Below are 26,703 nucleotides of genomic sequence, written 5' to 3'. Positions count from 1 at the left end.
TACTTTCTCCTCATATTTCAAATTTATTTTATACTTTATAAACAAATTTCATTATACTGCTTTATCTGTATTTTGCTTATTTTTTGCTGAACAAAGCACTTTTCCAATAATAGATTGTACTACAAACCCTGCTATAAATCCATCTAAAGGAGCTATAGTAGTAAGAGTTATAAATCCACATGTTGAAAGGTAAGTTATCAGTATCCCAATTACCCAAGATGCTATTGAACGTTTAACTATTGGTTTATATAGTACACCCTTATCAAAACCTTTAAGCTCTTGTTTTACTATGTAATATTCTGCTGTATATACACCACCAACAGGTGCAATTACAATTCCAAGTAAATTTAAAAATCCTATAAAACCTTCATATATTCCAAATACAGCTAATAATGTTGCTACAATACCAAGAACTATAGTTAATACTTTCTCAGGTGCTTTTTTAAGTACAAGTGCTATACTTAGTGATGCTGAATAAACATTACTTGTGTTTGTAGTCCATTGAGCTAAGGTAAGAACAATTATACCTGGTATAGCAATTCCCAATGTAATAAAAATTCTCATAATATCTGAAGTTCCCATACATTTTACTAGTATTATTGAAACTACTATCATAAAGGCATTTCCAAATTGTATTCCCAAGAAACTTGAAAGTGCACAATCTCTTCTACTTTTAGCCCAACGACTTATATCAGGAGATACTATTGCACCAACTATTATTATACTCATTGATAGAGAAACTCCTCCTGCAAATGTCATAGTAGATTTCATATTATCATCAACTGGAATTCCATTTGCTCTAAAAGCCAAAAATATAGTTAACATCATAAGAATTAATAAGAAAGGTACTGAATACACACTTAATTTTTCCATTGCCTTATATCCATAAATAGCTGTACTCATCATCAAGAGACCGCCTATGAGGCTTAGAATTTGCATACTAACATCTAGATTAAATATATCTTCTATTATTATTTGTGCATTTTGGGCAAAGAAACCTACTTGAACTCCAAACCACCCTAATAAAGAAACCCCTATAACTAGAGAAAATATTTTTGCTCCAGCTTCTCCAAACACATACTTTGTTATCATAGATGTAGATAGGCTTGTAGATGAACCAACCAAAGAGCATGTAGTATACAAAATTGCAGAAAAAAATGAACCAACAATTACTGATAATATTGCTTGTTTCATTGGCATACTCTGTGCCAATTCAGCCCCTAAAATAACAGATGATAAATCCACACCTATTGCTACTAAAACTGAAAACATGGCCACCCAACCACGTTTTTGATTCTCTGGAACCTGTTCCAGAGCATAGTTAATTTTTTCTTCTTCCATTTTCATCCCTCCATTTAAATCGTAAAGTCACTGAGTCTAGTATATTTTACAATTTTCTAATTTATAAATTTATTAACTATCATATATTTATATTTTTCATTTAATATATAGTTTTAAATTTTCTGAAATAATTTTATAATAAAAAACGCCTCTTGGAAAAATCCAAGAGACGAATATAAATCCGTGTTACCACTCTTATTAGTAAAAATTAATTTTACTCACTCATTTTCTTAAGGCGAATTAAACCACTATTATAACAGAATTATAACAGTATCCTCCAAAGTCCTTTTCACATAAATTCCAATATTAGTTCTCAGCCAAATCTAATTCTCTGTAAAATTCCTTTATGCTACTTTCTTCTTCTACGAATCTATAATATTTATTTATAGTTAATTTATGATTTATATCATAATATATATGCAATATTTTGTCAACTCAAAAAGTAAATTACTTGTATTTTTTAGTTTTATATGTAAATTTTTATATTATTACTATATTTATATAATGTATTTTTTAAAATTTCATCAAAATTTATATTATTTATACTTTATTATCTATAAATTTACAATATAAGCAATACAGCACAAAATAATTAATTTTTAGATAGATTATAATTCTAAGAGTATAGATAAAAAATATATCCCAAAAATTAAAAAATAAAAAGCTATGATTTTACATTCATAGCTTAATACAACTACTATTTTAATTTAGAAATAAAATATAACGACTAATTTTTATAAAAATTAGTCGTTATATTTTAAAATACATACTTACATATTAATAATGTTTTAATTTAAATATCTATTATACATATAACTATATTTTAATAGTAATTTTATTGAATTACATCTATTGAATCATTCACATTTATAATTCCTTCTTTTAGAACCTGTACAAAAATTCCTTCTCGTGGCATTACACAGTCTCCAGTTAATTTCTTAATTTCACACCCATTATGACATTTTTTGCCAATTTGGGTTACTTCAACTTCACAATTACCAATTCTAAGTTTTGTACCAACTGGTAATGAAAATACTTCTATCCCTTCTGTAGTTATATTCTCAGCAAAATCTCCATATTTTAATTGGTCAAAACCTTTCATTTTCATTTTATCTATACTTTCTTTTCCAAGTAAGCTTATCTGACGATGCCAGTTCCCAGCATGTGCATCTCCAACTATCCCATGATTTATTTTTAATTCTGCACATTGTACAGGAACCTTAATTACACCCTTTTTCTCACTTATATTTATTGACACTACCTTAGCCATATTTCCTCCAAATTTTCACCCATATAATATTAATTACTCAAATTTAAAGTCTCCTGATTTTCCACCAGACTTCTCCACAAGATGTATATTACTTATAACCATTTTTTTATCAACTGCTTTACACATATCATAAATTGTAAGTGCTGCTAAAGAACATGCACTTAAGGCTTCCATTTCTACTCCAGTCTTTCCAAGAGATTTACAAGTTGCATATATCTTAATAGCAGACATAGAATCATCTATATCAAATTCCAAATCACATCCAACTAATTTAATCTGATGACACATTGGTATATTTGAAGATGTATTTTTAGCTCCCATTATACCTGCAACTTGAGCCACAGACAACACATCTCCTTTTTTTATCTGGCCATTTTTTACTTTTTCTAAAGCTTCCTTACTAAGAGTAATGGTAGCTGTTGCCACGGCGATTCTTTTAGTATCATTTTTTTCACTTATATCCACCATCTTGGCATATCCCTTTTCATTTATGTGTGTTAACATTACTTATCCTCCAATTTCATACATACGTCTATTTGTATCACTACATTTATTTTCTATTAAATGATGCTTTTCTGGTTTCTGTTTTATTATATCTTTCATAGATTCTCTAAATAACAACGGTTTATGTAAAAATGGCTTTATATCTATTTCTTCTTTTGAATGTAGACACAATTTTATTGCACCACTAGAAGTAAGTCTAATGCGATTACATGTGTTGCAAAATGAACAACTTAATGGAGTTATAATTCCTATTCTTCCTTTAGCTCCTTTAAACATATAATATTCTGCTGTACTTTTCTCTTCATTTTTAACTTTATATAATCCATATATTTTTTCAACCATTTCTTTTACATTAAAATAACCCTTTTTATAAACTCTATTAGCTTCACCTAATGGCATAAGCTCTATAAATCTTACATCAATTGGTGATTTAACAGTTAAAAACATAAAATCTTTAAGTTCATCATCATTAAATCCACTTATAGCAACACAATTTAATTTTACTTTTATGCCTAAATTTAAACAAGATTCAATCGATTTTAAGACATCTTTTAAATTTCCGCCTCTTGTTACAGATTTATACTTATATTCCTTCAAAGAATCTAAACTTATATTAACTTTATTTAAACCACATTTTTCAAGCTCAAATATTCTATCAGAAAGCCCAATAGCATTAGTTGTCATTCCTATATTATTTATTCCACATTCTTCTTTTGTAAACTTTATAAGCTCATTCAATTTAGGATATAAAAGAGGCTCTCCTCCAGTAAACCTAACCTTGGTTATTCCTTGTTCTGACATAGCCTTTATAATAAATTTATAATCTTCAAAACTTAGATTTTCATTTATATAATTTTTATCAAATTTTACATCTGGTGGCATACAATAGACACACCTTAAATTACACTTATCTGTAAGTGAAATACGAAGGTAGTCTATTTTTCTCCCATACTTATCAATCATACTCTATCTACCTCTTTGTCTATTTTTTATCTATCTAAATTATATACTATTTATTTTTAGTGGCACATTCTGTAGCTTCTCCTCTTAAGATTTCTATACCATGGTCTAGAACATCAATTATAAAACTTAGATTTTCAACTGCACCTTTAGGACTCCCAGGTAAATTTATTATTATAGAATTATTTCTTATTCCACTTACACCCCTACTTAGTATAGCTTTTTTAGTAATTTCTGTAGATTTCATTCTCATATATTCGCTCAAACCTGGTATCTCTTTTTCTAATACCTCTTTAGTAGCTTCTGGAGTTATGTCTCTTTTTGAAAAACCAGTACCTCCATTAGTAAGAATTAAATCTATTTTATTACTATCACAAAGTTTTATAATATTTTCTTTTAACATTTCCTTGTCATCTTTTATCAATACATATTCAATGACTTTATAATCTCCTGTATTTTCAACAAACTCAGTTAATTTTTTCCCTGTTATATCTTCTCTTTTTCCTTCGTATCCTTTATCACTAAGTGTTATAATTGCAACATTAAACATATAATTTCACCCCTTTATACATTGATTAAATCCTTATAAATAAAAACTCAGTTAATAAAACTTACTCTATTTTATTTCCATTTTTCTCAGCAATATAACAATTATATCTACTTTTTTTATCATATAACCTATTAGTACATACATTTTTTATTATTCCAACGTTCGCAAAATAAAAGATATTGATTTATAACTATTCAAAATATAAAACTAGTATATATATAATCTATATAGCAAATGTACAATTACGTTCAATTTCTATAACTATTATAACATTATCCATATTTTTCTCTACTAATAAAAGTTTTTAAGTCTATACCATATATTATATAATATAATTTTATTTATTTATATAATATCATCCCATTTTATTATCATAACAATTAAAATTCTTTCTTATATCAGTTTTTTCAAATAAAAAAAGGCATCCATAAAATTTTTAAAAGATGCCTCTTTTTTAACTATTTATATTTTATTTTTCAAATGCATTATTACCATCTTCTAAAATAACTGCTGTTCCATAAGCAAGCATTTCTGCTGCACCTTGCATAACTGAAGCTGAAGATAGTCTAAATGCTATTATTGCATTTGCACCTTTAGCTTCTGCATCTTCAACCATTCTACCTATAGCAATTTGTCTTGCTTCAGTAAGCATTTCATTATATCCTGTAAGTTCTCCTCCAACAAGATTTTTAAAGCTTGCTCCTATATCTTTTCCAACATGTTTTGCTCTTATTGTACTTCCTCTAACTAGTCCTAGAACTTCTGATATTTTTTTGCCTTCAACTTTTTCTGTAGTCACTATTAACATAATATATCAACTCCTTTATATCCTATTTAATATATTATATCATGTAACTTATAACTTTTTTAACAAATATTGTAACTTAATGTTTCATTAGTTAATCTATACTATAAAATAATGTGTTTGGCTAACTAGTTATATCTTTTATTATTTAGTTAACTCATCATATAAATTTAAATTATATTCTACATTCAATTTTAAATCTTTAATCTTTTTAATCATCATTTCACTAAAGCTTCCTTTTTCAAACCAAATGTTTTGTATATCTAAAAGTTCTACTTCTTCTAAAATTACATCCATCTTAGGTTGTTTGTCAATAATAGCCACAACATCAATATTGTGTGGCACATCTTTTAAACACTCATATACATCTATACCTTCAATAGGTTTTTTTTCTTCATCTATAGCAACAACTTTGTACATATTCTTTTTAAGTTCATCTAGTATTTTATATGCTTTACTTCCTTCATCGCTATTATTTAATATTACTGCCCAAGAATCGCATTTAAGTAAATTCATAAACTCTCCTCCATATAAATCCTACTCTATTTTATAACTATAGCTAATTAAACTCCAGTTAATTTTTTATACTCATTAACAGTATTTACATTTAAAAATAAATCTTCATCATCAAAGTATATATAGCTTTTATCTATTTTGTCTATAAGGCTTCTGAGCTTTAAATCATTTCCCTCTATACATAAAGATACCTTATTTATTATACTCTTTTTATACCCAGAACACAATGGTTGTAACTTTCCATTTGTCACTGAAATCACACTTTTATCATCCATTTCATTAGCTATTCTTTCAACTATTTCATTATTTAGATATGGCATATCACAAGCAACTATAACTATATCATACTTTGCATATTCAAGAGCAGTATATATTCCCCCAATTGGGCCAATATTTTTTATTATATCACTATAAACTTTAATATTATATTTAGAATATAATTCTTCATTATTAGATATTATTATTACTTCATCAAAATTTTTAAATACTTCTATTGCAATTTCAATAAAAGGCTTTTCATGTAATTCTAGAAAAGCTTTATTTCTTCCCATTCTAGAATTTTTTCCCCCTGCCAAAATTACACCTGTTTTCTCTATACAAATCGCCTCCTTTAAAATACTTTTAATAAATTTATACATATTTGAAAAATGGCGCATTAGCGCCATTTCAACATTGATTGATTACTCAAAAATTTGAATAATTTTTTCTCTAAATGCGTTCATAAGCTTTTCTTTTTCTTCTAAATATTCACCATAGCATTCATATTCTCTACATATACAATTTATAATTTCACTTGATGTGAAATTTATTTTTTCAAGATTATAATTATACAAAATTTCAACACTATCAATCTCACTTATGCTATTGAATATACATTCATACATATCTTCAATTATAAATTGACTATTTTCTTCAAATTGACATAAAAGTTGTTCTCTATTTTCTTCTAGTAGTACATTTTCTTTTATAAACTCTACAAAATTTTCAAAGTCTTCTGTATTGTTACATGGCTCTATTTCAAACAATATTCTAAAAAATAGATTCCATGGGAATTCCGTATTTAATCTACTTCTAAAGTGATTTCCTAGGTCTTTACAAAATTTATCATCAAATGTTGGTTCTCTTTCAAACTCTATTTGCTCATTAAAATCTATATCCTTATTTACAATTTCATTTAATCTCGCAAACTCATCAAGCATAAAATTACCTAAAACTTCATCACTTATATCTTGTTTATTAAAAGAATAACTTAATATAGTCTCGCATGGCTTTTTAAAATCTACAACGAAACCTATACTTTTGTTCATCTTTTCAGAAAAAGCATCGTATACTAATTTTGCAAATAATTTTTCAATTTCCTTTTTACTTACTTTCATATTAAAAGACTTTCCTGAATGAAAGTTTTTGTAAATACTTAAAAGCTGATTATCAATCATAGTAAGATTATTCTTTATAGAGTCCATCATATCCTTTATAAATTTGTCAGCAAGTAAATATGTGTTATTTTTATAAATTATTTTATGTTCAATTTCACTCCAAAACACATTTACAAGAGATTTAATTTGAAGCTCAAATTTTACTTCTCTATCTAAATATGCAAAAACTCCATCTATTTTATATATTTCGAATCCATTTTTTTGTTTATTCGGTTGTCTCTCAGATAACTTTAATTTAATATTCTTATTTTCTTTATTATAGTAGTTTATTTTATCATCTGTTTTGTTAAAATATCTCCTTAAAAGTCTATATATCTTATTTTCATCCTCAATAAATCTGCACTCAATTCTTAAACCTATTAAGTCAGAGACATTGTGAATAAGGTTACTTGCTTCTCCATATTTTTTTAAATATCTATTTCTAATTATCTTTTCCCTTAAACTTGATTCTGATTTTATTCTAGAGGTTACATTTATATATTCTTGATTCTTTTCATCCAAGATATTTTCAAAATACTCTTCTATTTCATCTGATATAGTTTCTAACGTTGGAGACATTGTCCTCAACATATCAATAGACTCTTCAATAAAATCAAATTCTTTTAATCCCATAAATTTTTACACTCCTATATTTAATAACTGTTAGCTATTTCAGTTCTTTATATTTGATTACACTCTTATTTTAACATTTTTTACTACTATAAGTAAGTATTCTCCAAAAACCTTCATATATATTTCAAATTAGAATTAATTTATTTAGTTTTTTGACTTTTAATTTAATTTTATTTAGCTAATTTGACATAGAAAACAAGAGTAAGTAGATTAAATGTATACAATTTAAGAGATTTGAGGAGAAAATATAGATTTGTTAGGATATTTTGTCATTTATTATATAAAAAATAAATTGCCACTAAGTAATTTAGTGGCAATTTATTGAAAATCATATTTTTGGTTTTTTATATAATTTCTAAACATATTAAATTAAACTATCTTTAATTAAAATCCTATATATATACCTATTGTTAAGAAAACTAGAGATACAGCTGTTAAAATCAACAATATAGGCATTATAAATCTAACCCATTTTGAAAAAGGAATATGAGCTACTGCAAGTGCTCCCATCAATACCCCTGAAGTTGGAGTTATAAAGTTTGTAAGACCTACCCCAAATTGATAAGCGGTTACTATTACCTGAGCTGATATATTAACTAAATCACCAAGAGGAGCAAGTACAGGTACTGTAAGTGAAGCAAGACCTGAAGATGATGGAATTAAAAATGCCAATGCAGCTTCCAAGAAGAAAGATAAATATACAAATATAACTTTTGGAAGTCCGCCTAAAAAAGCTGCTGCGGAATTTAATATAGTATCTATTATAAATCCATTTTGAGCAATTATTACGATTCCACGAGCTAAGGCTATGGCAAGAGCAGCTGATGCTAAATCTTTTGCTCCATCTATAAAACTTTCTGAAATTTCAATTTGAGATAATCTACCAACCAAACCAGAAAGTACACCTATAGCAGCAAAACACATTGATATCTCTGGAATGTACCATCCTTGACTTAAAACACCCCAAATCATTATCGCCATACCTATTCCAAATATAGCAAGAACAGATACTTCTTTAAAAGTAAATTCTTTTATTTCTGTTGAAGTTTGATTAAGTATTGACTTGTTATTTTTATCTATTTCATACACTATTGAACTTTCAGGATTTTCTTTAACTTTCTTAGCATAATACATAACAAATGCTATACTTATTAATATATAAGCTATAAAAATAACTACTCTATATGCTACTCCTGAACCCGGTGCAAGTTGTGCTAGTGCCTGTGCAATACCAACCGAGAATGGGTTTATTGTTGAAGCTGCGGCTCCTGCTGCTGCTCCTATAAATACAATTGCTATGGCGGTTAGAGAATCATATCCTAAGGACGTCATAAGCGGAACAAATATCATATAAAATGGTAATGTTTCTTCTGCCATCCCAAACGTAGTACCTCCAAGTCCAAATAAAATCATTGATATTGGAATTATAAGAAGTTCTTTTCCTTTAAACTTAGATATAACTGATGCTATTCCTGCTTCTATAGCTCCAGTTCTATTTACAATACCAAAAGCACCTCCAACTATTAAGACAAATCCTACAACCTCTGCTGAATCAATAAAACCTTCTATTGGTGCTTTAAAAACATCTGCAAATCCTTGAGGATTACTTTCTACACTTTGATAAGTCCCTGGTACAACTACCATTCTACCTTCTACATCTTCTCTACTAAATTCACCACTTGGTACTATCCAAGTCAATATTGCCATTAAGACTATTAGTAAAAATATTATTGTAAAAGTGTGTGGTATAATAAATCGTTTCTTTTTACTGTCAGTCATTATAATGTCCTCCATACTTTACTAAATTTTAAATATTTTTAGGATATTGTTTAATCTCTCTGACTAAAGTTTTCCCTTTTTACAATTTTTTATTAGCAAAGATATAAAATAAAAAAGCTATCTTTTAAATTTTAAAAGATAGCTTTTTTATTTTTCTTTAAATTAACGATTCAATATACTATTTTAGTAATTCAATTTTTTCATTATAATTTGAGATTGTTTTTTTAATATCTTTAGATTTCATTATAGTTGACATTACAGCAAAATCATCACAGTATTTTAATGTTTCTTTGACATTAGATGGTAAAATTCCTCCTAGTGCAACTATCTTAATATCAGTAATCTTCTTAGCTTCCTTTAAAAACTCAATTCCCTTTGGATGTAGTTCTTCTTTACATTTAGTTTCATATATATGCGATAAAGTTATGTAATCTATTTTTATATTTTTATTTCTTATCAATTTTTCTAAATATTCTACTTCATCTATTTTATGTAAAGATAATCCTAGTATTTTATTTTTATTAAAACTGTAATTATTTTCAATTAAGTCCAAGAATACTTTAAAAGGAAGATGAATCCCTTGGCAATCTGTTTTTTCAAAAAATTCAATATTACTATTTATTATAAAGTTAACCTTAAGTTTATTAATACTTTCTTTCTGATTTGTACTAATCTTCAAGTTTTCATTTAATATTTGTTCTTTCAAATCTACATAATTGATTTTGGTTTTTATTTTCATATATAGTTTATTTAATTCTTCATATTCTAAGTCTTTTTCTCTTATTATAATGTTTTTTATACCACTCAATATAGATTCTTTAATAACATCTAAGTATCTTTCTTCACTATATACTAATTTTCTGTTTGTTATTAAATACATCTAAAATCTTTCCCAATCTTTAAATACATGTTGATATCCAATTGAGTTTAACATCTTCTCTACATCTGCAACAGTGCTTTCATCATTTATTTTAAATTGGGCAGTATCATGTTCATCTTGAGAATGTCCTCCTACATCAGTAGAGACACCTGCACTCAATTTAGTTACTCCTAGAGGTATTATATGACTTCTCATTTCTAAATTTTCTCTAGTTGATATATTTATTGCTGCATGAGGGTCAAATAATCTCATACATACCATAGCTTGAACTAAATCAGTATCACTTATATCTACTAATTCTTCAAAACATCCTTTAAAAGGTCTCATTCTTGGTGTTGAATATGAAAGCTCAATATGAGGATATTTTGTTTTTAAATATTTCCCATGCAATATTGTAAAAAAGGTTTCTTTTCTAAAATCATTTAGCCCTAAAAGTGCACCTATTGATAAAGTCCTCATCCCTGCTTTTGCCCCTCTTTCAGGAGCATCTAATCTGAATTTATAATTTGATTTTGGCCCTTTTATGTGAACTTTCTTGTATATTTCCTCATCATAAGTTTCTTGATATACTGTTAAACCTTCAACACCTTTATCTACAATATACTTATATTCTTCTACTTCCATTGGATAGACTTCTATACCTATAGATGGAAATTTCTCTCTTAATATTTCTATAGCTTCACCTATATACTCTACACTTGAATGAAAACTACTTTCTCCAGTCAAAACAAGCAAATGTTTAAAACCCTCTTTTGAAATTACATTTCCCTCTTGTCTAATTTCATCCATTGTTAATTTTTTTCTTTTTATTCCACTTTTTATATTATAGCTACAGTAAACACATTGATTGACACAATAATTTGCTATATACATTGGCGTATATAAACATACTGTTTTTCCAAAATATTGAACGCTTAATTTATGTGCTTTCTGTGCCATGGCTTCTAAATGTTTTACAGCAGTTTTAGAAAGCAAATTTAATATATCAAAATCTTCAAGCTTGTCCTTTGATAAACTTCTTAAAACATCATTATCTGTAACATTATTTAAATATCCATCAAAATCAAAATCTCTATATTTTTCTATTACATCATAAAAACTCATCACCAATCACCACTTTCTATAAATTGCCTAAAAAACCTGTTAAAGGAGAAGATGCGTTTGCAAATTCTGATACACTTCCTGTTTTTGCGAGATATGCTTCTCTTCCACCTTCTACAGCCAGTTTGAATGCCCTAGCCATCTGCACAGGATTTCCTGCTGAAGCTATTGCAGTGTTAACGAGTACAGCATCAGCTCCCATTTCCATAGCTTCCATAGCTTGAGATGGTTTCCCAATACCCGCATCGACTATTATTGGTATGTCTAATTCATCTATCATTATTCTTATCATTTCTTTCATTTGAAGACCTCTATTTGAACCAATTGGAGCTCCAAGAGGCATAACTGCTGCTGCATTTGCTTCTATAAGTCTTCTTCCAGCATAAAGGTCTGGTGTCATATATGGAAGAACTATAAAACCTTCGTCAGCAAGTATTTTTGTAGCTTTTATAGTTTCTTCATTATCAGGAAGTAAATATCTAGTATCCGATATTACTTCTATTTTTATAAAATCTCCACATCCCATTTTTCTAGATATTCTAGCTATTCTTACTGCTTCCTCTGCATTAGTAGCTCCTGATGTATTTGGAAGTATTGTCATTTCTTTTGGAATATATGTCAATATATTTTCTTGTTTGTTATCTAAATCTACTCTTCTAAGTGCCATCGTTATTATTTCACTTCCACTTTCTTTTATTACCTCAGGCAATATATTATTTGAACCATATTTACCTGTTCCAACCAATAATCTGCTACTGAATTCATGTCCACCAAGTACCAATTTATCCATATTATTTCCCTCCATGTGCAATTTTTTTAATATTCAATCTTTTTTATGTTTATTTTTAGTATTTACATATCTATAAGTATTTGTGTTGCCAAGTTTGCCATGTGGTTTGCACAGATAGCGACTCTTGGAGCCATAAGACCTTCACCAATTTTAGCTTCGTTTACAAAATCCCCACATATATAAAACTTGTCTTTTATCTTCTTAGTAGTTATTATATTTGAATCATAGTATCCTGCCATACCTGATGATGCTATTAGATATTTATCTTTTAAATTGATTAATACATAGTTACAAACCTGTGCCTTACATGAAGCATCATCAAATGCTTCAATTATCAAATCCGAATCTTTAATAGCATCCATATTATGTTTGTTTAAAAAAATATCTCGTTTACTTAATTTAATAAAAGGATTTATTTTTTTTATATTTTCTATCATAGCATCAGTTTTTAGTTTTCCAATATCATCAATAAAATACTGCTGTCTATTTAAATTAGACGGTTCTACAACATCATAGTCTATAAGTAAAAGTTCCCCCACTCCAATTCTTGCTAAAGAGATAGCTATATTGGAACCAAGTCCCCCTAACCCCAATATAGCAACCTTCCCTTTTTTTAACTTATTATGTGTATTAGGAGTATGTCTAGCAATCAACAAGCTTTCCAACTCATCAAATGATGGCTTGACTCCCTTTTGTATAAGTGTTAATTTATCGTTCTCACAAAGGGGAATATCTGTTTTAATTGGATATCCATTTAACACTAATACGTCACATTTATGATTGTAACTATCTCTAACTTTGTAGGCAGTTGTATTTTCTTCAACATCTGTTAATAATTCATTTACAAATATTTTTATTTTAACCACCTCCAATAAAGCTAATAAGTTCTATAATATCTTCATCTTTTAATACATATGTACTGTAGTTAGATTCTTCAATTATTTCTAGATTTACCTCGACTACAACTCTATCATTTTTTAAATTATATTTATTTAATAAATCTACTATAGTTAATTTTTCTTTAAATTCAATGTCCTTCCCATTAACCTTCACTAAATCACCTCCTCTTTTTAAATTTATTTTATTCTAGTCATAAATTATATTAAATTAAGCTCCTCATTGTTTAATATTTTCTTAACCGTTCTCATTGAACACATTTTTCCACACATAGTACAGCTATCTTCATGAGTAGGAGTTGATTCATCTCTATATCTCTTGGCTTTTTCAGGATCTATTGCAAGTCTAAACATCTCACACCAGTCTAAATCAGCTCTAGCCTTACTCATCTTATTATCCCATTCACGAGCACCTTTAACATTTTTAGCTATATCTCCTGCATGAGCAGCTATTTTTGCAGCTATTATGCCTTCTTTCATGTCATCTAAATTAGGTAATCTCAAGTGTTCTGCTGGAGTTACATAACATAAAAAGTCTACTCCTTTAGCACATGCTAAAGCTCCTCCTATTGCACTTGTTATATGGTCATAACCTGGTGCTATATCTGTAACTAATGGTCCAAGAACATAAAAAGGTGCTCCATGACACAATCTCTTTTCTAATACTACATTTGCTTCTATCTCATCAATAGCCATGTGACCAGGTCCTTCTATCATTACTTGTACATTTCTTTCCCATGCTCTCTTAGTAAGTTCACCTAATACTACAAGTTCTTGAATTTGAACACCATCAGTAGAATCTTTTATACAACCAGGTCTACAAGCATCTCCTAAACTCAATGTAACATCGTATTCCTCGCATATATCCAATATTTTATCAAAATTAGTGTAAATAGGATTTTCCTTATTATTCAATTCCATCCATGCAAATAACAGAGAACCACCACGAGATACTATATGAGTTAATCTTTCATGATTTTTTATCTTTTGGCAAACATTTCTTGTAAGACCTGCATGTATAGTAATAAAGTCAACTCCATCAATCGCATGCTGTTTTATTACATTTAAAAACTCTTCTTCTGTTATATCTTTTAATTCTTTCTCTAAATATCCCACTGCATCGTACATAGGTACTGAACCTATCATTGCAGGTGACATTTCAACCACTTTTTCTCTAAATTCTCTAGTTTTACCATAGTTACTCAAATCCATTATAGCTTCAGCTTTCATGTCTATTGCTACTCTAACTTTTTCAAGTTCTTTTTCTATATCCTTACAATCTCTTGAAATTCCTAGATTTACATTTATTTTTGTTCTTAAATTTTTACCTACACCTTCTGCACTTAAAGATTTATGATTTTTATTAGCAGGTATAACAACTTGTCCATTTGCTATTAATTCTCTTAATTCATTCACATCTACTTGCTCTTTTTGAGAAACGATTTCCATTTCTTTAGTTATTATGCCTTTTCTAGCAGCATCCATTTGTGTTGTATAATTCATATTACAATCCTCCAAGATTAAAGTTATAGTTTTTGAAAATAAAAAAAGTGCTTTTCCTTGTTTGGAAAGCACTCTTATAATCATATATACACTTAGACAAATTTTCCCTAAAATTAAATAATTTGTCTATTTATGTAACAAAATTATATTAAAAGCTTCCCTTCGCAAGCATTATCTTGATCAGGTTATTAGGGTTTGTAAGTTACGGCTTTATCTCTCAGCTAGCCAATTCTAGCGCCCCTAGCTCTAATTTTTCATTATTTTTACAAATTCAGTATAACACAGCAAAAATATTAGTTCAACACAATAATACAAATTTTATTTTTGAATATGTTAAAAATTACTCTGACATAATATCATTTTTTAAATTTTTAAGATAAGAATCAAGCATCACAGCTCTTATTTTTTCATACTTTATTGAATCTGGAAGTTTTCTTTTTATATTATTTAAATTATCATATCCCACTTTTTCACAAACTTCTAAAATCATTTTCTTTTCATCTTCATCATAGAAATTTTCTAATTCTAATTCAAATGTTATACTATTTCCATCCTTTACATAATCATGTACATATCCAATGATGGTTGATAATGAAACCTCTATTTCTTGACTAATACTTTGTATATCCTTTCCTTGATTTAATAAATCTAATGCTATTTCATTATTTTTTCTACTTTCTCCATCTAGTATTAGCTTCCTTTTACCCTTTTTATCCCAAATAACATTAATATCATTTTCTTTTACATATTGTTTGACTTCATCTAAAATACTAGCTCCATACTTTTCAATTTTTACCCCACCTATACCTGAAATATCTTTCAGTTGCTCTTCATCAAGCGGATATCTTCCACTTATTTCTTTCAAAGCCTTATTGGATAAAACCATATATGGAGGTAATTTTTCTTTTGTTGCATATTCTTCTCTAATGCTTAATAGTTTTTCATATAGAGCATTATCTGAATTAACCTCAAAGAATTCACTATTAACACTCTCTAAATCGACATTTTTTTCTTTATATTGTTTAGTTATATTATTTTTTTCGACATATTCTTTAATTGCTGTTTCAAAGTCTCTACCATATTTTTGATACTTAATTTCCCCTACTCCAGATATATCTAACATTTCTTCTTTATTAACTGGATAACTACTAGACATAGCCCTAAGTGTCCCATCTCCAAATACCATATATGGAGCTATTCTTTCTTCACTTGCAATTGAGTGTCTAAGCTCTCTTAATACACTATATAACTCATCTTCTACCTCTAATGATTTTGTAATCACAATTTCTTTAAATTCTACTTTCACTTGACCTTTTAAAACTTTCATAGACATATCATTCAATCTTATTGTTGGAAAACTTCCTCTATTTCCATTACCTAAAGTCTCAACCAAATCCAAGAAACCATGAGAAACCAATGTATTTATAAAGTTCTTTAAATCTTCACTTGAATAATCTCTCATAATATTATATGTAGATAAGGTGTTTAGTCCAAGTTGTAAAATCTTTTTATTTTTAGAACCTCTAAGTACATCTACAATAGTAGTAACGCCATAACTTCTTTTCATTCTAGCTACACATGAAATGACTTTTTGAGCATCTATAGTCTTATCTACTATTTCACCTTCTACTAAACAGTTACTACAATTATTACAATCTTCTATATAGTTTTCTCCAAAGTAATTCAATATTGTCCTTCTATAACATGAATTACTGTAAACCAAGTCAATCATATATTGAAGCTTCTTATGTTGAAACAATTTTCTTTCAGGATTCTCAACTCCAATATCGATTAAATATTTTTGTATATGTACATCTCCTGGAGAAAATAAAAGCACACATTCACTTTTTTCTCCATCTCTACCAGCTCTACCTATTTCTTGATAATAGTTTTCTATACTTTGGGGCATGTTGTAGTGTATAACCCATCTTATATTAGGTTTGTCAATACCCATTCCAAATGCGTTCGTTGCTATCATTATATCTACATCATCGTTTATAAAGTCTTCTTGATTTTTACTTCTTTCATTTTTAGATAAACCTGCATGATATTTTGACACAGATATATTTCTCTTAGATAATCCATTATGTATATTTTCAACTTCCTTTCTAGTTGCAACGTATATAATTCCAGACTCATTCTTATGATTTTTAATATAATCTAAAATATATTTATTTTTACTAGATGATTTTACTATATTTATTGATAAGTTATCTCTATCAAAACCTGTTATATAACAGTCTGGATTTTCTAAGCACAATAAATTTATTATATCAGCTCGTACCTCTTCTGAAGCTGTTGCTGTAAATGCTGTAATTATAGGTCTTTTAGGCAAATTCTTTATAAAATCGGAAATCCTTCTATAGCTCAACCTAAAATCATGTCCCCATTGAGATACACAATGCGCTTCATCTATTGCGATTTGACTTATGTTGTTATTATTTATTAGTTCAAGAAATTCCTGTGCATCTAATCTCTCTGGAGCTATATAGAGTATTTTATAATTATTTTTTCTAATGTTATTTAATATTTCATTGAATTCTTTGTTACTTAATGAACTATTTATAAAAGCTGCGTTAATTCCCATAGCCTTTAAAGCATCCACTTGGTCTTTCATAAGAGATATGAGTGGAGAAATTACTATTGTCATTCCATCTAATATCAACGCTGGAAGTTGATAACAGATGGATTTACCACCTCCAGTTGGCATTATAGCTAGTACATCTTTTTCGCTCAAAATAGAATTTATTATAGCTTCCTGACCTTTTCTAAAACTTGTATATCCATAGTATTTTGATAATATTTCTAAAGGTTTTTTATTCATATATTTCTCTCCTAATTTAAATTAATTAGACTTCTTTCCTGATTATGTTCAAATTTTTATTTTTATATTCACAATCGCATTATTCCAAAGTTTATAGACATTCTATATTATATATTAACATATTTTTTGAAAAAAATAGTTTGCAAAGTAAAATAATTTATGATACATTCTAAATATAAATTTAATACTTAATCTTCGGGGTAGGGTGAAATTCCCAATCGGCGGTACAGCCCGCGAGCCAAGGTAAAATTTGGTTGATTTGGTTAAATTCCAAAGCCGACAGTAAAGTCTGGATGGAAGAAGATATGTTTAATGAGTTTTTTTGTAGAGCAATTTTGTTGTACTCTTATTAAACATTTATTGTAGATTATTCTAAACCCTGAGTTAATTCTCAGGGTTTTTTGTTTAAAAATTATCTAATTAAACAGGAGGTGTACATATTTTGAATTTTGTAAATCAAAAAGAAAAAGACATTTATTATATGAAAAAAGCTATTGAATTGGCTAAAAAAGGAGAAGGTTTTACAAATCCAAACCCACTAGTTGGATGTGTAATTGTTAAAGATAGTGAGATAATAGGCAAAGGATATCATGAGAAATTTGGCTCTAATCATGCTGAAGTAAATGCTATAAACGATACTAAACAAAGCCTAAAAGACTCTACTCTTTATGTAAATTTAGAACCATGTTCTCATTATGGAAAAACACCTCCTTGTGTTGATAAAATTATTCAAAATAAGATTAAAAGAGTTGTCATATCTACACTAGACCCAAACCCGCTTGTTTGTGGTAATGGAGTAAAAAAATTAAAAGATAACAACATTGATGTTACTGTAGGAATATTAGAAGAAGAAGCAAGAGAATTAAATGAAATATTTTTTTATTACATAAAAAATAAAAGACCTCTTTGTATTGTAAAATCAGCAGTAAGTCTAGATGGTAAAATTGCTACAAAATCACTAGAATCAAAATGGATATCTAATGAGTCATCAAGGTACCTAACTCATAAATACAGAAATAAGTATCATAGTATAATGGTTGGCATAAACACAGTTTTAAATGATAATCCCTTACTAACTTGTAGACTTAATCAAGATGAAATATCTCACCCTACAAGAATAGTAATAGATACAAACCTAAAATTGCCAATTAATAGTAATTTGGTTGAGGATAAAACTAGTAAAACTATAGTTTTCACATGTTGTAAAGACAGTAAAAAATTATCAATATTAAGAGAAAATAATGTTGAAGTCATAATTTCTCCTCAGAAAAATAACTTAGTAGATTTGGAATTTGTAATGTATAAATTAGGAGAATTAAACATTGATTCTGTCCTAGTTGAGGGAGGCTCTACACTTAATGATAGTCTATTTAGAAATAAATTAGTTGATAAAGTCAAATTATTTTTATCCCCTAAAATTATAGGTGGTAAAGACGCACCTACATTCGTTTCTGGAGAAGGAGTAAATCATCTATCAGATTCAACACAATTAGTAATCAATAATGTAACTTTAATAGATGGAGATATTTTGATAGAATCTGATGTTTTAAATTAAATTTTATGAATATATGTATAAAGGAGGTCATAATGTTTACTGGCATAGTAGAAGAAGTTGGAATACTTAAAAGAATTACTTCCAATGGCAAAAGCGGACAAGTAACCATACTATCAAACAAAATATTAGATGGTACAAACCTTGGAGATAGTATTGCTGTAAATGGGGTTTGTCTAACTGTTTCAAACCTAGGAAAAAATGAGTTTACAGCAGATGTTATGATGGAGACAATTCGTTCTACAAATTTAGGTTCCTTAAATACAAATGACAAAGTAAACCTTGAAAGAGCTATGACCCTTTCCTCGAGATTTGGAGGTCATATAGTAACAGGCCACGTTGATTGTAAAGGTACTATTTGTAAGTTTGAAAAAGATGAAAATGCAGTTTTAGTAAGCATACGACCAGTTAAAAAACTTTTATCATCAATGATACTTAAAGGTTCTGTTGCCATTGATGGTGTAAGCTTAACTATATCATATTTAGATGATGAAATATTTAAAGTTTCTATTATACCTCATACTAAATTGAACACTACTCTCTTAACAAAAAATATTGGAGACTTTGTTAATTTAGAAAGTGATGTAATTGGAAAGTATGTTAATAGTTTTATGGTTAATAACTACAAGGAATTAAATTCCAATAGTATTAACTATAAATCAAATATAGATAAAGATTTTTTATTTAAAAATGGTTTTTAAAAATAATAAAGGAGTGAATTACATGTTTAATACTATTGAAGAAGCTATTAAGGATATAAAAAATGGGAAAATGGTAATCGTTGTTGATGATGAAGGTAGAGAAAATGAAGGAGATTTACTAATGGCAGCTGAGATGGCTACCCCTGAATCAATAAATTTTATGGCTACATATGGTAGAGGTTTAATTTGTCTACCTGCTACTGAAAAAAAATTTAAAAGTTTAAATATACCTCTTATGGTTAGAGAAAATACAGACACATTTCAAACAGCCTTTACTGTTACTATAGATGGTGCAGATACTCTAACTGGTATATCTGCATATGAGAGAGCTGAAACTGTAAAATTATTCTGTGATGAGAATTCTACAAGTAAAGATTTCAAAACTCCTGGTCACATTTTTCCTTTAATTGCAAAAACTGGTGGAGTTCTTGTCAGAGATGGGCATACAGAAGCTTCTCTAGACCTAGCTAGACTTGCAGGTTTTAAAGAAATTGGTCTTATTTGTGAAATAATGAAAGATGATGGTACAATGGCAAGAGTTGATGATTTAATGATTTTCAAAGAAAAACACAATTTGAAAATTATAACTATAAAAGACCTTATAGAATATCGTAAATTAAATGAAACTACTATAGAAAAGGTGTCTAGTGCTTTCCTTCCAACAAAATACGGTAATTTTGAAATCATAGGATATAAAGATACTTATTCAGACGAAGAACATATTGCACTTACTTATGGAGATATAAAGGAAGAAAATACTCTAGTTAGACTTCATTCCGAATGTTTAACAGGTGATGTGTTCCACTCTTTAAAATGTGATTGTGGATTGCAATTAGAATCTTCTATGAAGAAAATTGTAGAAAATGGAAATGGTGTTTTAATTTATATGAAACAAGAAGGTAGAGGTATTGGTCTTTTAAATAAAATTAAAGCTTATAAACTCCAAGAAGAAGGTTATGATACTGTGGAAGCAAATCTAATGCTTGGATTTGAAGAAGATATGAGAGATTTCTATATGGCTGCTCAAATATTAAAAAATTTAAATATAAAAAGCATAAGTCTTTTAAGTAATAATCCTGATAAAATAAATCAGTTAGAGAAATATGGAATAAAAATAGAAAATAGAGTCCCTATTAATGAAGAAATTAATGACTTTAACAAGTTATATCTAAAAACTAAAAAAGATAAAATGGGACATCTGTTGGATATTATATAGATAGTTATATAAAGATATTTTTCTACTAAGTAATTATTTGCAATTAATATTAAAAATATTTATAAATATAAATCTATAACATAAATAAAATTGGAGGAAATAAAAAATGATATATGAAGGAAAACTTATTGGAAAAGACTTAAAAATAGGAATAATAAATTCTCGTTTTAATGAATTTATAACATCAAAACTTTTATCAGGTGCTGAAGATTGCCTTTTGAGACACGATGTTTCTCCAGAAAATATAGAAATAGCTTGGGTACCTGGAGCTTTTGAAATTCCTCTTGTTGCTCAAAAAATGTCTAAAAGTGGTAAGTATGATGCTATAATTTGTTTAGGATGTGTTATAAGAGGAGCTACATCTCATTATGATTATGTATGTAGCGAAGTCTCTAAAGGGATAGCAAAAGTATCTTTAGATAATGAATTACCTGTTATATTTGGAATCGTAACTACAGAAAATATTGAACAGGCTATTGAAAGAGCAGGTACAAAAGCTGGAAATAAAGGTTATGATTGCGCTATGAGTGCATTGGAAATGGTAAATTTATTTAAATCTCTAGATTAAATAGTGTCATTAATTAAATGTTAAACCTGTATAAATAATATAAAATACTGAATACCAAAAGGACAAAATATCTTTGTTCTTTTGGTACTCAATAATTTCAAATATAATATATATCCAAGCTCTTACCTATTAAAGTATATAAAGCCGTATAATTTTAGATACTAACAATTCTATCTTTATGTGTTTTTTCAATATATAATTTTTTAAAATTATTTACAATACCATCTACCTGAACAATCTTACCAATATCTTCATAATTATTAGAAATTCCTATACTATTCACATATATTTTTAAATCAGAATATACACAATCATTATGTAAATTTTTAATAATATAAGATATATTCTTAACATCAAACTCATTGTAAGCAAAAAAATCTATTGATTCAGCTCCTCCACTTTTTACATACGAAATAGCAACTACTCTACTTGTAAATGATATTGAAATATAATCTTCCACACAATTACTTAAAAGGATATTTTGTTTAGAAAAAATTATTTTTCTACATCCTAACTGAATAAAAAATTCTTGTAATACTTTTATGTCTATACCTAATGCATCATCTGGAATTAATATGTACAAGGCTGATTTCTTAATAGAAACTTTTGTTTGTATATCTCTAATAAACTTTTCAGTTTCTCCTTCAAATAGATAATGATAAAAAGGCACATTTGGAATAGGTTGTATTGAAAATGATACACTCTCTTTTAAGCCATTATCTTTATTATAAAATACAAAACAATCACGGCATACTACAACAATATATTCCTTCTTACTGAACAATTTGCATCCCCCCTCAAAACCTCTAAAATATAAATTAATAATCAAGGTTACTTTAAAAATCTTAAAATAATTATAAATACGACTCTAAATATAAAATATCACAAAGATATATATATTACTATTAAAGCTATTGTTTTTATTTATAACACATATTAATAGTATACTAATTATCTATTTTATTATTTTTTTAATTTACCATACAATATAATTAAGAGTAAGCAACAATAAAATACTATGATTTAATAAGTACTTATTAAATATTTATGAGGAGAATAAATTATGAAAACATATTCAATAGAAGATTTAACACTAGATAAACGTAACCTTATAAAAAAATATTCTCTTACTTTAAATGAGAATTTAATTTGGGAGTTTAAACATGATAAATACCATACTATAAAATACTTCACACACAAGTTTGCAGTTAAAGAATCTGTACTGGCACTTTTGTTCAACATACACAAATTGTGCTATGCTAAAATAAAATACTTTGAGTCAAATTTTTCAAAATATGAACCTTATAAATACAGTTATCAAGATGGATTTGTTAAATGTGAAATATATGATATGAGTTTTATGTTGCATAAATATAGTAATATAATGATAGATTTAAGAAATTTACAAGAAATCAAAACTATAGAAGAGTTTAGAATGTTTTGTAATTACTTAGAAAGCTTTGAAGATGGTTTACAAGATTTAATTATATAGTAATTTTAGAAAAAATAAATTTCAGGATAAACTTTATAATAAATAAACTATTTTTAAAAGAAACTTTTAATAACACCTGAGTTATATAATAAAAAAATATTACTGGAATTAAAAATTCCAGTAATATAAACTAATTAAATATTATATTCATATAAATTATATAAACTCTAAACTCTCAAAATAGTTTCACAATTTTTTATCCTAAATGTTCCTCTGGCAATTCACTATGCCACTCTGATACATTTTCTAATCCTTCTATTTCATCTGCAATAAATACAGGGTCTTTTATTCCAGATTTTTTTTGTCTTGTATAGTCTTTTAAAGCAATGAATGCATACTTTCCTAAAAGCGATATTGCGATTAAGTTTATTATAGCCATCAATGCCATAAATAAGTCTGCTAGGTTCCAAACTACATCTACTTGAGTAAGAGAACCAAATAAAACCATACCTACAACGAAAACTCTAAATATATTAAGTTTAGTCTTACTTCCACTCATAAATTCCATATTTGACTCACCATAATAATAATTACCTACTATAGAACTAAATGCAAATAAGAATATACAAACTGCTATAAATATGTTCCCTATTGGCCCTATATGATGAGTTAAAGCTTCCTGAGCCAACTCAATTCCAGTTGCTCCACTACTAGCGTAATCTGAATACAATAATACCATGAATGCTGTACAACTACATATGATTATAGTATCAGTAAAAACACCTAAAGATTGAATTAGACCTTGTTTTACGGGATGAGTTACATGTGCTGTTGCAGCAGCATTAGGAGCACTACCCATACCTGCTTCATTAGAGAATAAACCTCTCTTCACTCCAGTCATTACAACTCCCATAAATGTACCAATTGCCATTCCTTTAAAATCAAACGCACTTTCTACTATTAGTGTTATAATTCTTGGTATCTCTGTTATATTCATTCCAACTATAGCTAAAGCAACCAATATATACAATCCTGCAAATACAGGAACTATTATCTCAGAAACTTTTGCAACTCTATGTACTCCACCAAAAATAACTATTGCAGTTAAAATCCCAAGACCTATTCCCATAGCCATTTTACTTACTCCAAATGCATTATTAAATGCAAGTGAAACAGTATTTGCTTGAACTGCGTTGAATACAAAACCATAACATATAGTTATAAGTATTGAAAATAAAACACCCATCCATTTCTTATTTAGACCTTGCTCCATATAATATGCTGGTCCACCTCTAAAAGCTTGACCATTTTTAACTTTGTAAATCTGAGCTAATGTACTCTCGACAAAACTTGAAGCAGAACCAATTAATGCTATAAGCCACATCCAAAATACAGCACCAGGACCACCTGCTACTACCGCAATTGCTATTCCAGCTATATTTCCAGTCCCAACTCTTGAAGATGTACTTATGCAAAAGGCTTGGAATGAAGATATTTTTCCTTCCTTTTTTGCATTTTTATTTGCTGTACCATCACCCAGAAGTCTAAACATTTCTATAAAATATCTGAATTGTACAAAATTTGTTTTAATAGTAAAGTAAATACCAATTACAACCAACATTATAATTAAGATATACGACCATAAGTAATTGTTCACAAATACTACTGCATTATTAATGCCTGTTAAAATACCATTTAAAAAATCCATTATATTAATTACCCCCTATTTAATTTTGTTTTCTTAATAAATCTTAAAATCAAAAAAATGAATAATTCCTTGTTAAAAATTCATTAATTTAATTATAATATTTATAAAATCAAATTACAAGGTTTGAAATGAATAATTTTTTTAATATATTGCAGTTTTATATTCAAAATCAAGTTTTTTTTATTACTTTTATAATATAGATATATTTAATATTTTATAATTACTATTAGATACAATAAATTCTATTTTTAAAGGTATATTTTTTTGTTTGTCGTTTAATATTATTAGTAGTGAGATTATTTTAAAATTTATTTAAATAGCAAAAATTTTCTTTAAATTCTGTCACTTTTCCAAAAACTTTGTTAAATAATATACTTTTAGACATCCATTGAAAAAACAATAAAAAAGTAATACTATATATAGTACTAGCATTAGACACAAAATAATACAAATGGAGGTACTTATATTATGGAATTTCAACAAATAATAGCTATATGTATATTTTTAATAGTTATGGCAGCTATTATTACAGAAAAAGTAAACCGCTCTGTAGCAGCTGTCGGTGGTGCACTATTAATGATAATATTCAATATACTTACACTTGATGAGGGATTGAGCCATATAGATTTCAACACTATTGGTGTATTAGTTGGTATGATGCTGTTTGTCGCTGTCGTCAAAAATTCAGGACTATTTGAATACATAGCTATCTGGACTGCAAAGAAAGCTAAAGGTGACCCGTGGAAGATAATGATTTGTTTTGCTATTATAACAGCTATTTTATCTGCTGTATTAGATAATGTTACCACTGTCTTACTTATTGGTCCAATGACTATAGTTATTACACAAATATTGGGACTTAATCCAGTTCCATTTTTAATAACACAAATTTTAGCTTCCAATATAGGAGGAACATCTACTCTTATAGGAGACCCTCCAAATATTATGATTGGTAGTGCCGCTAATCTTAGTTTTATGGATTTTGTAATAAATCTAGGTCCTGCTGTTATAGTAATACTTGCTATAACTATAGTATGCTTCAAATTTATTTATGGCAAAGAACTTACTGTAGATGAAAAAGCTAAGAATGCGATATTAAAACTCGATGAAAAAAAATCTGTCAAAGATAAACCCTTACTTATAAAAAGTCTTATATTAATAGCATTTATACTTTTTGGTTTTATGTTTCACAGTACAATCCACATAGACTCTTCTGTCGTTGCACTAGCAGGAGCATCTATAATGCTTCTTATAGGAAAACAAGATGTAGATGAAATTATGGCAGGTATTGAATGGTCTACAATTTTATTCTTTATGGGATTATTTGTAGTAGTTGGTGGATTAGTAGAAGTTGGCATAATAAACAAATTAGCTCAAGCGTTGATTGGACTTACAGAAGGACATCTTGTATTTACAATGTTATTAATATTATGGTTGTCAGCAATAGTTTCTTCTTTCTTAGATAATATTCCATTTGTTGCAACATTAATTCCACTTATTTTGACTATGCAAGCTGAAGGTATTGATGTCATGCCATTATGGTGGGCGACTTCACTTGGAGCTTGTCTTGGAGGAAATGGTACACTAATAGGAGCATCTGCTAATGTTGTATTAGCAGGTATAGGTAATAAACATGGGCATCCTATATCTTTTAAAGAGTATTTCAAGATAGGTTTTCCACTTATGATTATATCTATTATTATATCTACTGTTTATTTAATTATAAAATTTTAAAAAATATAGTATAATAATACTAAAG

General features: G+C 27.8%; 25 protein-coding genes, 2 riboswitches and 1 other annotated feature. Of the genes, 6 read left to right on the top strand and 19 right to left on the bottom strand.

All coding sequences use genetic code 11. The annotated features are described in order from the left end of the window. Positions 1–51: 51 nt before the first annotated feature. The 17 genes from ACTG45_RS08980 to recQ form a co-directional block, all read right to left on the bottom strand. Positions 52–1,341, bottom strand: a complete 1,290-nt coding sequence (locus ACTG45_RS08980) for a cytosine permease (protein WP_021384516.1) — start codon at positions 1,339–1,341, stop codon at positions 52–54. Positions 1,342–1,503: 162 nt separating this feature from the next. Continuing rightward, positions 1,504–1,715: a binding site (T-box leader), on the bottom strand. A gap of 461 nt (positions 1,716–2,176) precedes the next feature. After that, entirely contained in the window at positions 2,177–2,611 is a 435-nt protein-coding gene (locus ACTG45_RS08975; RefSeq protein WP_021384498.1) for an MOSC domain-containing protein, read from the bottom strand. Positions 2,612–2,644: 33 nt separating this feature from the next. Beyond that, a complete protein-coding gene (gene moaC, locus ACTG45_RS08970; RefSeq protein WP_021384488.1) occupies positions 2,645–3,115 on the bottom strand; it encodes a cyclic pyranopterin monophosphate synthase MoaC in 471 nt (156 codons plus the stop codon). Between the two features lie 3 nt (positions 3,116–3,118). Continuing rightward, positions 3,119–4,078, bottom strand: coding sequence for a GTP 3',8-cyclase MoaA (gene moaA / locus ACTG45_RS08965; RefSeq protein ID WP_021384487.1), 960 nt, complete (start codon positions 4,076–4,078; stop codon positions 3,119–3,121). A 46-nt stretch (positions 4,079–4,124) separates the two neighbouring features. Continuing rightward, on the bottom strand, positions 4,125–4,625 hold the full coding sequence (locus ACTG45_RS08960; protein WP_021384481.1) for a MogA/MoaB family molybdenum cofactor biosynthesis protein: 501 nt from the start codon (positions 4,623–4,625) through the stop codon (positions 4,125–4,127). A 469-nt stretch (positions 4,626–5,094) separates the two neighbouring features. Beyond that, positions 5,095–5,433 (bottom strand): heavy metal-binding domain-containing protein, encoded by a 339-nt coding sequence (locus tag ACTG45_RS08955; protein ID WP_021384482.1) that lies wholly within the window; start codon positions 5,431–5,433, stop codon positions 5,095–5,097. A gap of 141 nt (positions 5,434–5,574) precedes the next feature. Next, positions 5,575–5,946, bottom strand: a complete 372-nt coding sequence (locus tag ACTG45_RS08950) for a CoA-binding protein (protein WP_021384501.1) — start codon at positions 5,944–5,946, stop codon at positions 5,575–5,577. A 47-nt stretch (positions 5,947–5,993) separates the two neighbouring features. Next, positions 5,994–6,584: a molybdenum cofactor guanylyltransferase gene (locus ACTG45_RS08945; RefSeq protein ID WP_021384499.1), complete on the bottom strand. Its 591-nt coding sequence runs from the start codon at positions 6,582–6,584 to the stop codon at positions 5,994–5,996. Positions 6,585–6,626: 42 nt separating this feature from the next. After that, positions 6,627–7,994, bottom strand: a complete 1,368-nt coding sequence (locus ACTG45_RS08940; RefSeq protein ID WP_021384483.1) for a GTP pyrophosphokinase — start codon at positions 7,992–7,994, stop codon at positions 6,627–6,629. A gap of 384 nt (positions 7,995–8,378) precedes the next feature. Further along, a complete protein-coding gene (locus ACTG45_RS08935; protein WP_021384495.1) occupies positions 8,379–9,773 on the bottom strand; it encodes a YfcC family protein in 1,395 nt (464 codons plus the stop codon). A gap of 178 nt (positions 9,774–9,951) precedes the next feature. Beyond that, the gene (locus ACTG45_RS08930) at positions 9,952–10,653 is read right to left on the bottom strand and encodes a thiamine phosphate synthase (RefSeq protein WP_021384491.1); all 702 of its coding nucleotides are present in this window, start codon (positions 10,651–10,653) and stop codon (positions 9,952–9,954) included. After that, positions 10,654–11,757 (bottom strand): 2-iminoacetate synthase ThiH, encoded by a 1,104-nt coding sequence (gene thiH / locus ACTG45_RS08925; protein WP_021384500.1) that lies wholly within the window; start codon positions 11,755–11,757, stop codon positions 10,654–10,656. A gap of 16 nt (positions 11,758–11,773) precedes the next feature. Then, positions 11,774–12,544: a thiazole synthase gene (locus tag ACTG45_RS08920; RefSeq protein ID WP_021384485.1), complete on the bottom strand. Its 771-nt coding sequence runs from the start codon at positions 12,542–12,544 to the stop codon at positions 11,774–11,776. Positions 12,545–12,606: 62 nt separating this feature from the next. After that, entirely contained in the window at positions 12,607–13,410 is an 804-nt protein-coding gene (gene thiF, locus ACTG45_RS08915; RefSeq protein WP_021384493.1) for a sulfur carrier protein ThiS adenylyltransferase ThiF, read from the bottom strand. After that, the gene (gene thiS, locus ACTG45_RS08910) at positions 13,403–13,597 is read right to left on the bottom strand and encodes a sulfur carrier protein ThiS (protein ID WP_021384492.1); all 195 of its coding nucleotides are present in this window, start codon (positions 13,595–13,597) and stop codon (positions 13,403–13,405) included. The genes thiF and thiS overlap by 8 nt, the downstream gene beginning before the upstream one ends. A 44-nt stretch (positions 13,598–13,641) precedes the next feature. Then, positions 13,642–14,943 (bottom strand): phosphomethylpyrimidine synthase ThiC, encoded by a 1,302-nt coding sequence (gene thiC, locus ACTG45_RS08905; RefSeq protein ID WP_021384490.1) that lies wholly within the window; start codon positions 14,941–14,943, stop codon positions 13,642–13,644. Positions 14,944–15,083: 140 nt separating this feature from the next. Next, positions 15,084–15,195, bottom strand: a riboswitch (TPP riboswitch). An 88-nt stretch (positions 15,196–15,283) separates the two neighbouring features. Then, positions 15,284–17,767, bottom strand: a complete 2,484-nt coding sequence (gene recQ / locus ACTG45_RS08900; protein ID WP_021384497.1) for a DNA helicase RecQ — start codon at positions 17,765–17,767, stop codon at positions 15,284–15,286. Between the two features lie 187 nt (positions 17,768–17,954). Further along, a riboswitch (FMN riboswitch) is annotated at positions 17,955–18,076 on the top strand. 133 nt (positions 18,077–18,209) lie between these two features. Here recQ and ribD point away from each other — a divergent pair. The 4 genes from ribD to ribH all read left to right on the top strand — a co-directional run bounded on the left by ribD (position 18,210) and on the right by ribH (position 21,804). After that, complete coding sequence (ribD, locus tag ACTG45_RS08895) at positions 18,210–19,322, top strand: bifunctional diaminohydroxyphosphoribosylaminopyrimidine deaminase/5-amino-6-(5-phosphoribosylamino)uracil reductase RibD (protein ID WP_021384494.1); 1,113 nt, start codon at positions 18,210–18,212, stop codon at positions 19,320–19,322. Positions 19,323–19,354: 32 nt separating this feature from the next. Beyond that, on the top strand, positions 19,355–20,020 hold the full coding sequence (locus ACTG45_RS08890; protein WP_479920186.1) for a riboflavin synthase: 666 nt from the start codon (positions 19,355–19,357) through the stop codon (positions 20,018–20,020). Between the two features lie 22 nt (positions 20,021–20,042). Then, entirely contained in the window at positions 20,043–21,236 is a 1,194-nt protein-coding gene (locus ACTG45_RS08885) for a bifunctional 3,4-dihydroxy-2-butanone-4-phosphate synthase/GTP cyclohydrolase II (protein ID WP_479920185.1), read from the top strand. A gap of 106 nt (positions 21,237–21,342) precedes the next feature. Then, positions 21,343–21,804 carry a 6,7-dimethyl-8-ribityllumazine synthase gene (ribH, locus tag ACTG45_RS08880; protein WP_021384489.1) on the top strand — a complete coding sequence of 154 codons (462 nt, stop codon included), beginning with the start codon at positions 21,343–21,345 and terminating at the stop codon, positions 21,802–21,804. A 154-nt stretch (positions 21,805–21,958) separates the two neighbouring features. Here ribH and ACTG45_RS08875 read toward each other — a convergent pair whose 3' ends face one another. Beyond that, positions 21,959–22,588 carry a hypothetical protein gene (locus tag ACTG45_RS08875; RefSeq protein ID WP_021384480.1) on the bottom strand — a complete coding sequence of 210 codons (630 nt, stop codon included), beginning with the start codon at positions 22,586–22,588 and terminating at the stop codon, positions 21,959–21,961. Between the two features lie 279 nt (positions 22,589–22,867). On the opposite strand from ACTG45_RS08875, the gene ACTG45_RS08870 reads away from it, so the two are divergent. Next, positions 22,868–23,296, top strand: coding sequence for a hypothetical protein (locus ACTG45_RS08870; protein ID WP_021384496.1), 429 nt, complete (start codon positions 22,868–22,870; stop codon positions 23,294–23,296). A gap of 196 nt (positions 23,297–23,492) precedes the next feature. Here the strand turns inward: ACTG45_RS08870 and ACTG45_RS08865 are convergent, their stop codons facing one another. Then, positions 23,493–24,944 carry an alanine/glycine:cation symporter family protein gene (locus ACTG45_RS08865; protein ID WP_021384479.1) on the bottom strand — a complete coding sequence of 484 codons (1,452 nt, stop codon included), beginning with the start codon at positions 24,942–24,944 and terminating at the stop codon, positions 23,493–23,495. A gap of 468 nt (positions 24,945–25,412) precedes the next feature. Between ACTG45_RS08865 and ACTG45_RS08860 the strand changes: the two genes are divergently transcribed. Then, entirely contained in the window at positions 25,413–26,678 is a 1,266-nt protein-coding gene (locus ACTG45_RS08860) for an ArsB/NhaD family transporter (RefSeq protein ID WP_021384458.1), read from the top strand. Positions 26,679–26,703 lie beyond the last annotated feature (25 nt).

This window comes from Clostridioides sp. LIBA-7602 (assembly GCF_056688945.1).
This window is presented reverse-complemented; position numbering and strand designations above follow the sequence as displayed.

What these genes read in the sequence shown, in the direction of transcription:
- ACTG45_RS08955 (WP_021384482.1), bottom strand. Translation starts at nt 5,433, where the DNA reads ATGTTAATAGTGACTACAGAAAAAGTTGAAGGCAAAAAAATATCAGAA.
- ACTG45_RS08890 (WP_479920186.1), top strand. Translation starts at nt 19,355, where the DNA reads ATGTTTACTGGCATAGTAGAAGAAGTTGGAATACTTAAAAGAATTACT.
- thiC (WP_021384490.1), bottom strand. Translation starts at nt 14,943, where the DNA reads ATGAATTATACAACACAAATGGATGCTGCTAGAAAAGGCATAATAACT.
- ACTG45_RS08870 (WP_021384496.1), top strand. Translation starts at nt 22,868, where the DNA reads ATGAAAACATATTCAATAGAAGATTTAACACTAGATAAACGTAACCTT.
- ACTG45_RS08930 (WP_021384491.1), bottom strand. Translation starts at nt 10,653, where the DNA reads ATGTATTTAATAACAAACAGAAAATTAGTATATAGTGAAGAAAGATAC.
- ACTG45_RS08975 (WP_021384498.1), bottom strand. Translation starts at nt 2,611, where the DNA reads ATGGCTAAGGTAGTGTCAATAAATATAAGTGAGAAAAAGGGTGTAATT.
- ACTG45_RS08865 (WP_021384479.1), bottom strand. Translation starts at nt 24,944, where the DNA reads ATGGATTTTTTAAATGGTATTTTAACAGGCATTAATAATGCAGTAGTA.
- recQ (WP_021384497.1), bottom strand. Translation starts at nt 17,767, where the DNA reads ATGAATAAAAAACCTTTAGAAATATTATCAAAATACTATGGATATACA.
- ACTG45_RS08980 (WP_021384516.1), bottom strand. Translation starts at nt 1,341, where the DNA reads ATGGAAGAAGAAAAAATTAACTATGCTCTGGAACAGGTTCCAGAGAAT.
- ACTG45_RS08945 (WP_021384499.1), bottom strand. Translation starts at nt 6,584, where the DNA reads ATGTATAAATTTATTAAAAGTATTTTAAAGGAGGCGATTTGTATAGAG.
- moaA (WP_021384487.1), bottom strand. Translation starts at nt 4,078, where the DNA reads ATGATTGATAAGTATGGGAGAAAAATAGACTACCTTCGTATTTCACTT.
- ACTG45_RS08860 (WP_021384458.1), top strand. Translation starts at nt 25,413, where the DNA reads ATGGAATTTCAACAAATAATAGCTATATGTATATTTTTAATAGTTATG.
- thiH (WP_021384500.1), bottom strand. Translation starts at nt 11,757, where the DNA reads ATGAGTTTTTATGATGTAATAGAAAAATATAGAGATTTTGATTTTGAT.
- ACTG45_RS08920 (WP_021384485.1), bottom strand. Translation starts at nt 12,544, where the DNA reads ATGGATAAATTGGTACTTGGTGGACATGAATTCAGTAGCAGATTATTG.
- ACTG45_RS08885 (WP_479920185.1), top strand. Translation starts at nt 20,043, where the DNA reads ATGTTTAATACTATTGAAGAAGCTATTAAGGATATAAAAAATGGGAAA.
- ACTG45_RS08940 (WP_021384483.1), bottom strand. Translation starts at nt 7,994, where the DNA reads ATGGGATTAAAAGAATTTGATTTTATTGAAGAGTCTATTGATATGTTG.
- ACTG45_RS08960 (WP_021384481.1), bottom strand. Translation starts at nt 4,625, where the DNA reads ATGTTTAATGTTGCAATTATAACACTTAGTGATAAAGGATACGAAGGA.
- ACTG45_RS08950 (WP_021384501.1), bottom strand. Translation starts at nt 5,946, where the DNA reads ATGAATTTACTTAAATGCGATTCTTGGGCAGTAATATTAAATAATAGC.
- ACTG45_RS08935 (WP_021384495.1), bottom strand. Translation starts at nt 9,773, where the DNA reads ATGACTGACAGTAAAAAGAAACGATTTATTATACCACACACTTTTACA.
- ribH (WP_021384489.1), top strand. Translation starts at nt 21,343, where the DNA reads ATGATATATGAAGGAAAACTTATTGGAAAAGACTTAAAAATAGGAATA.
- moaC (WP_021384488.1), bottom strand. Translation starts at nt 3,115, where the DNA reads ATGTTAACACACATAAATGAAAAGGGATATGCCAAGATGGTGGATATA.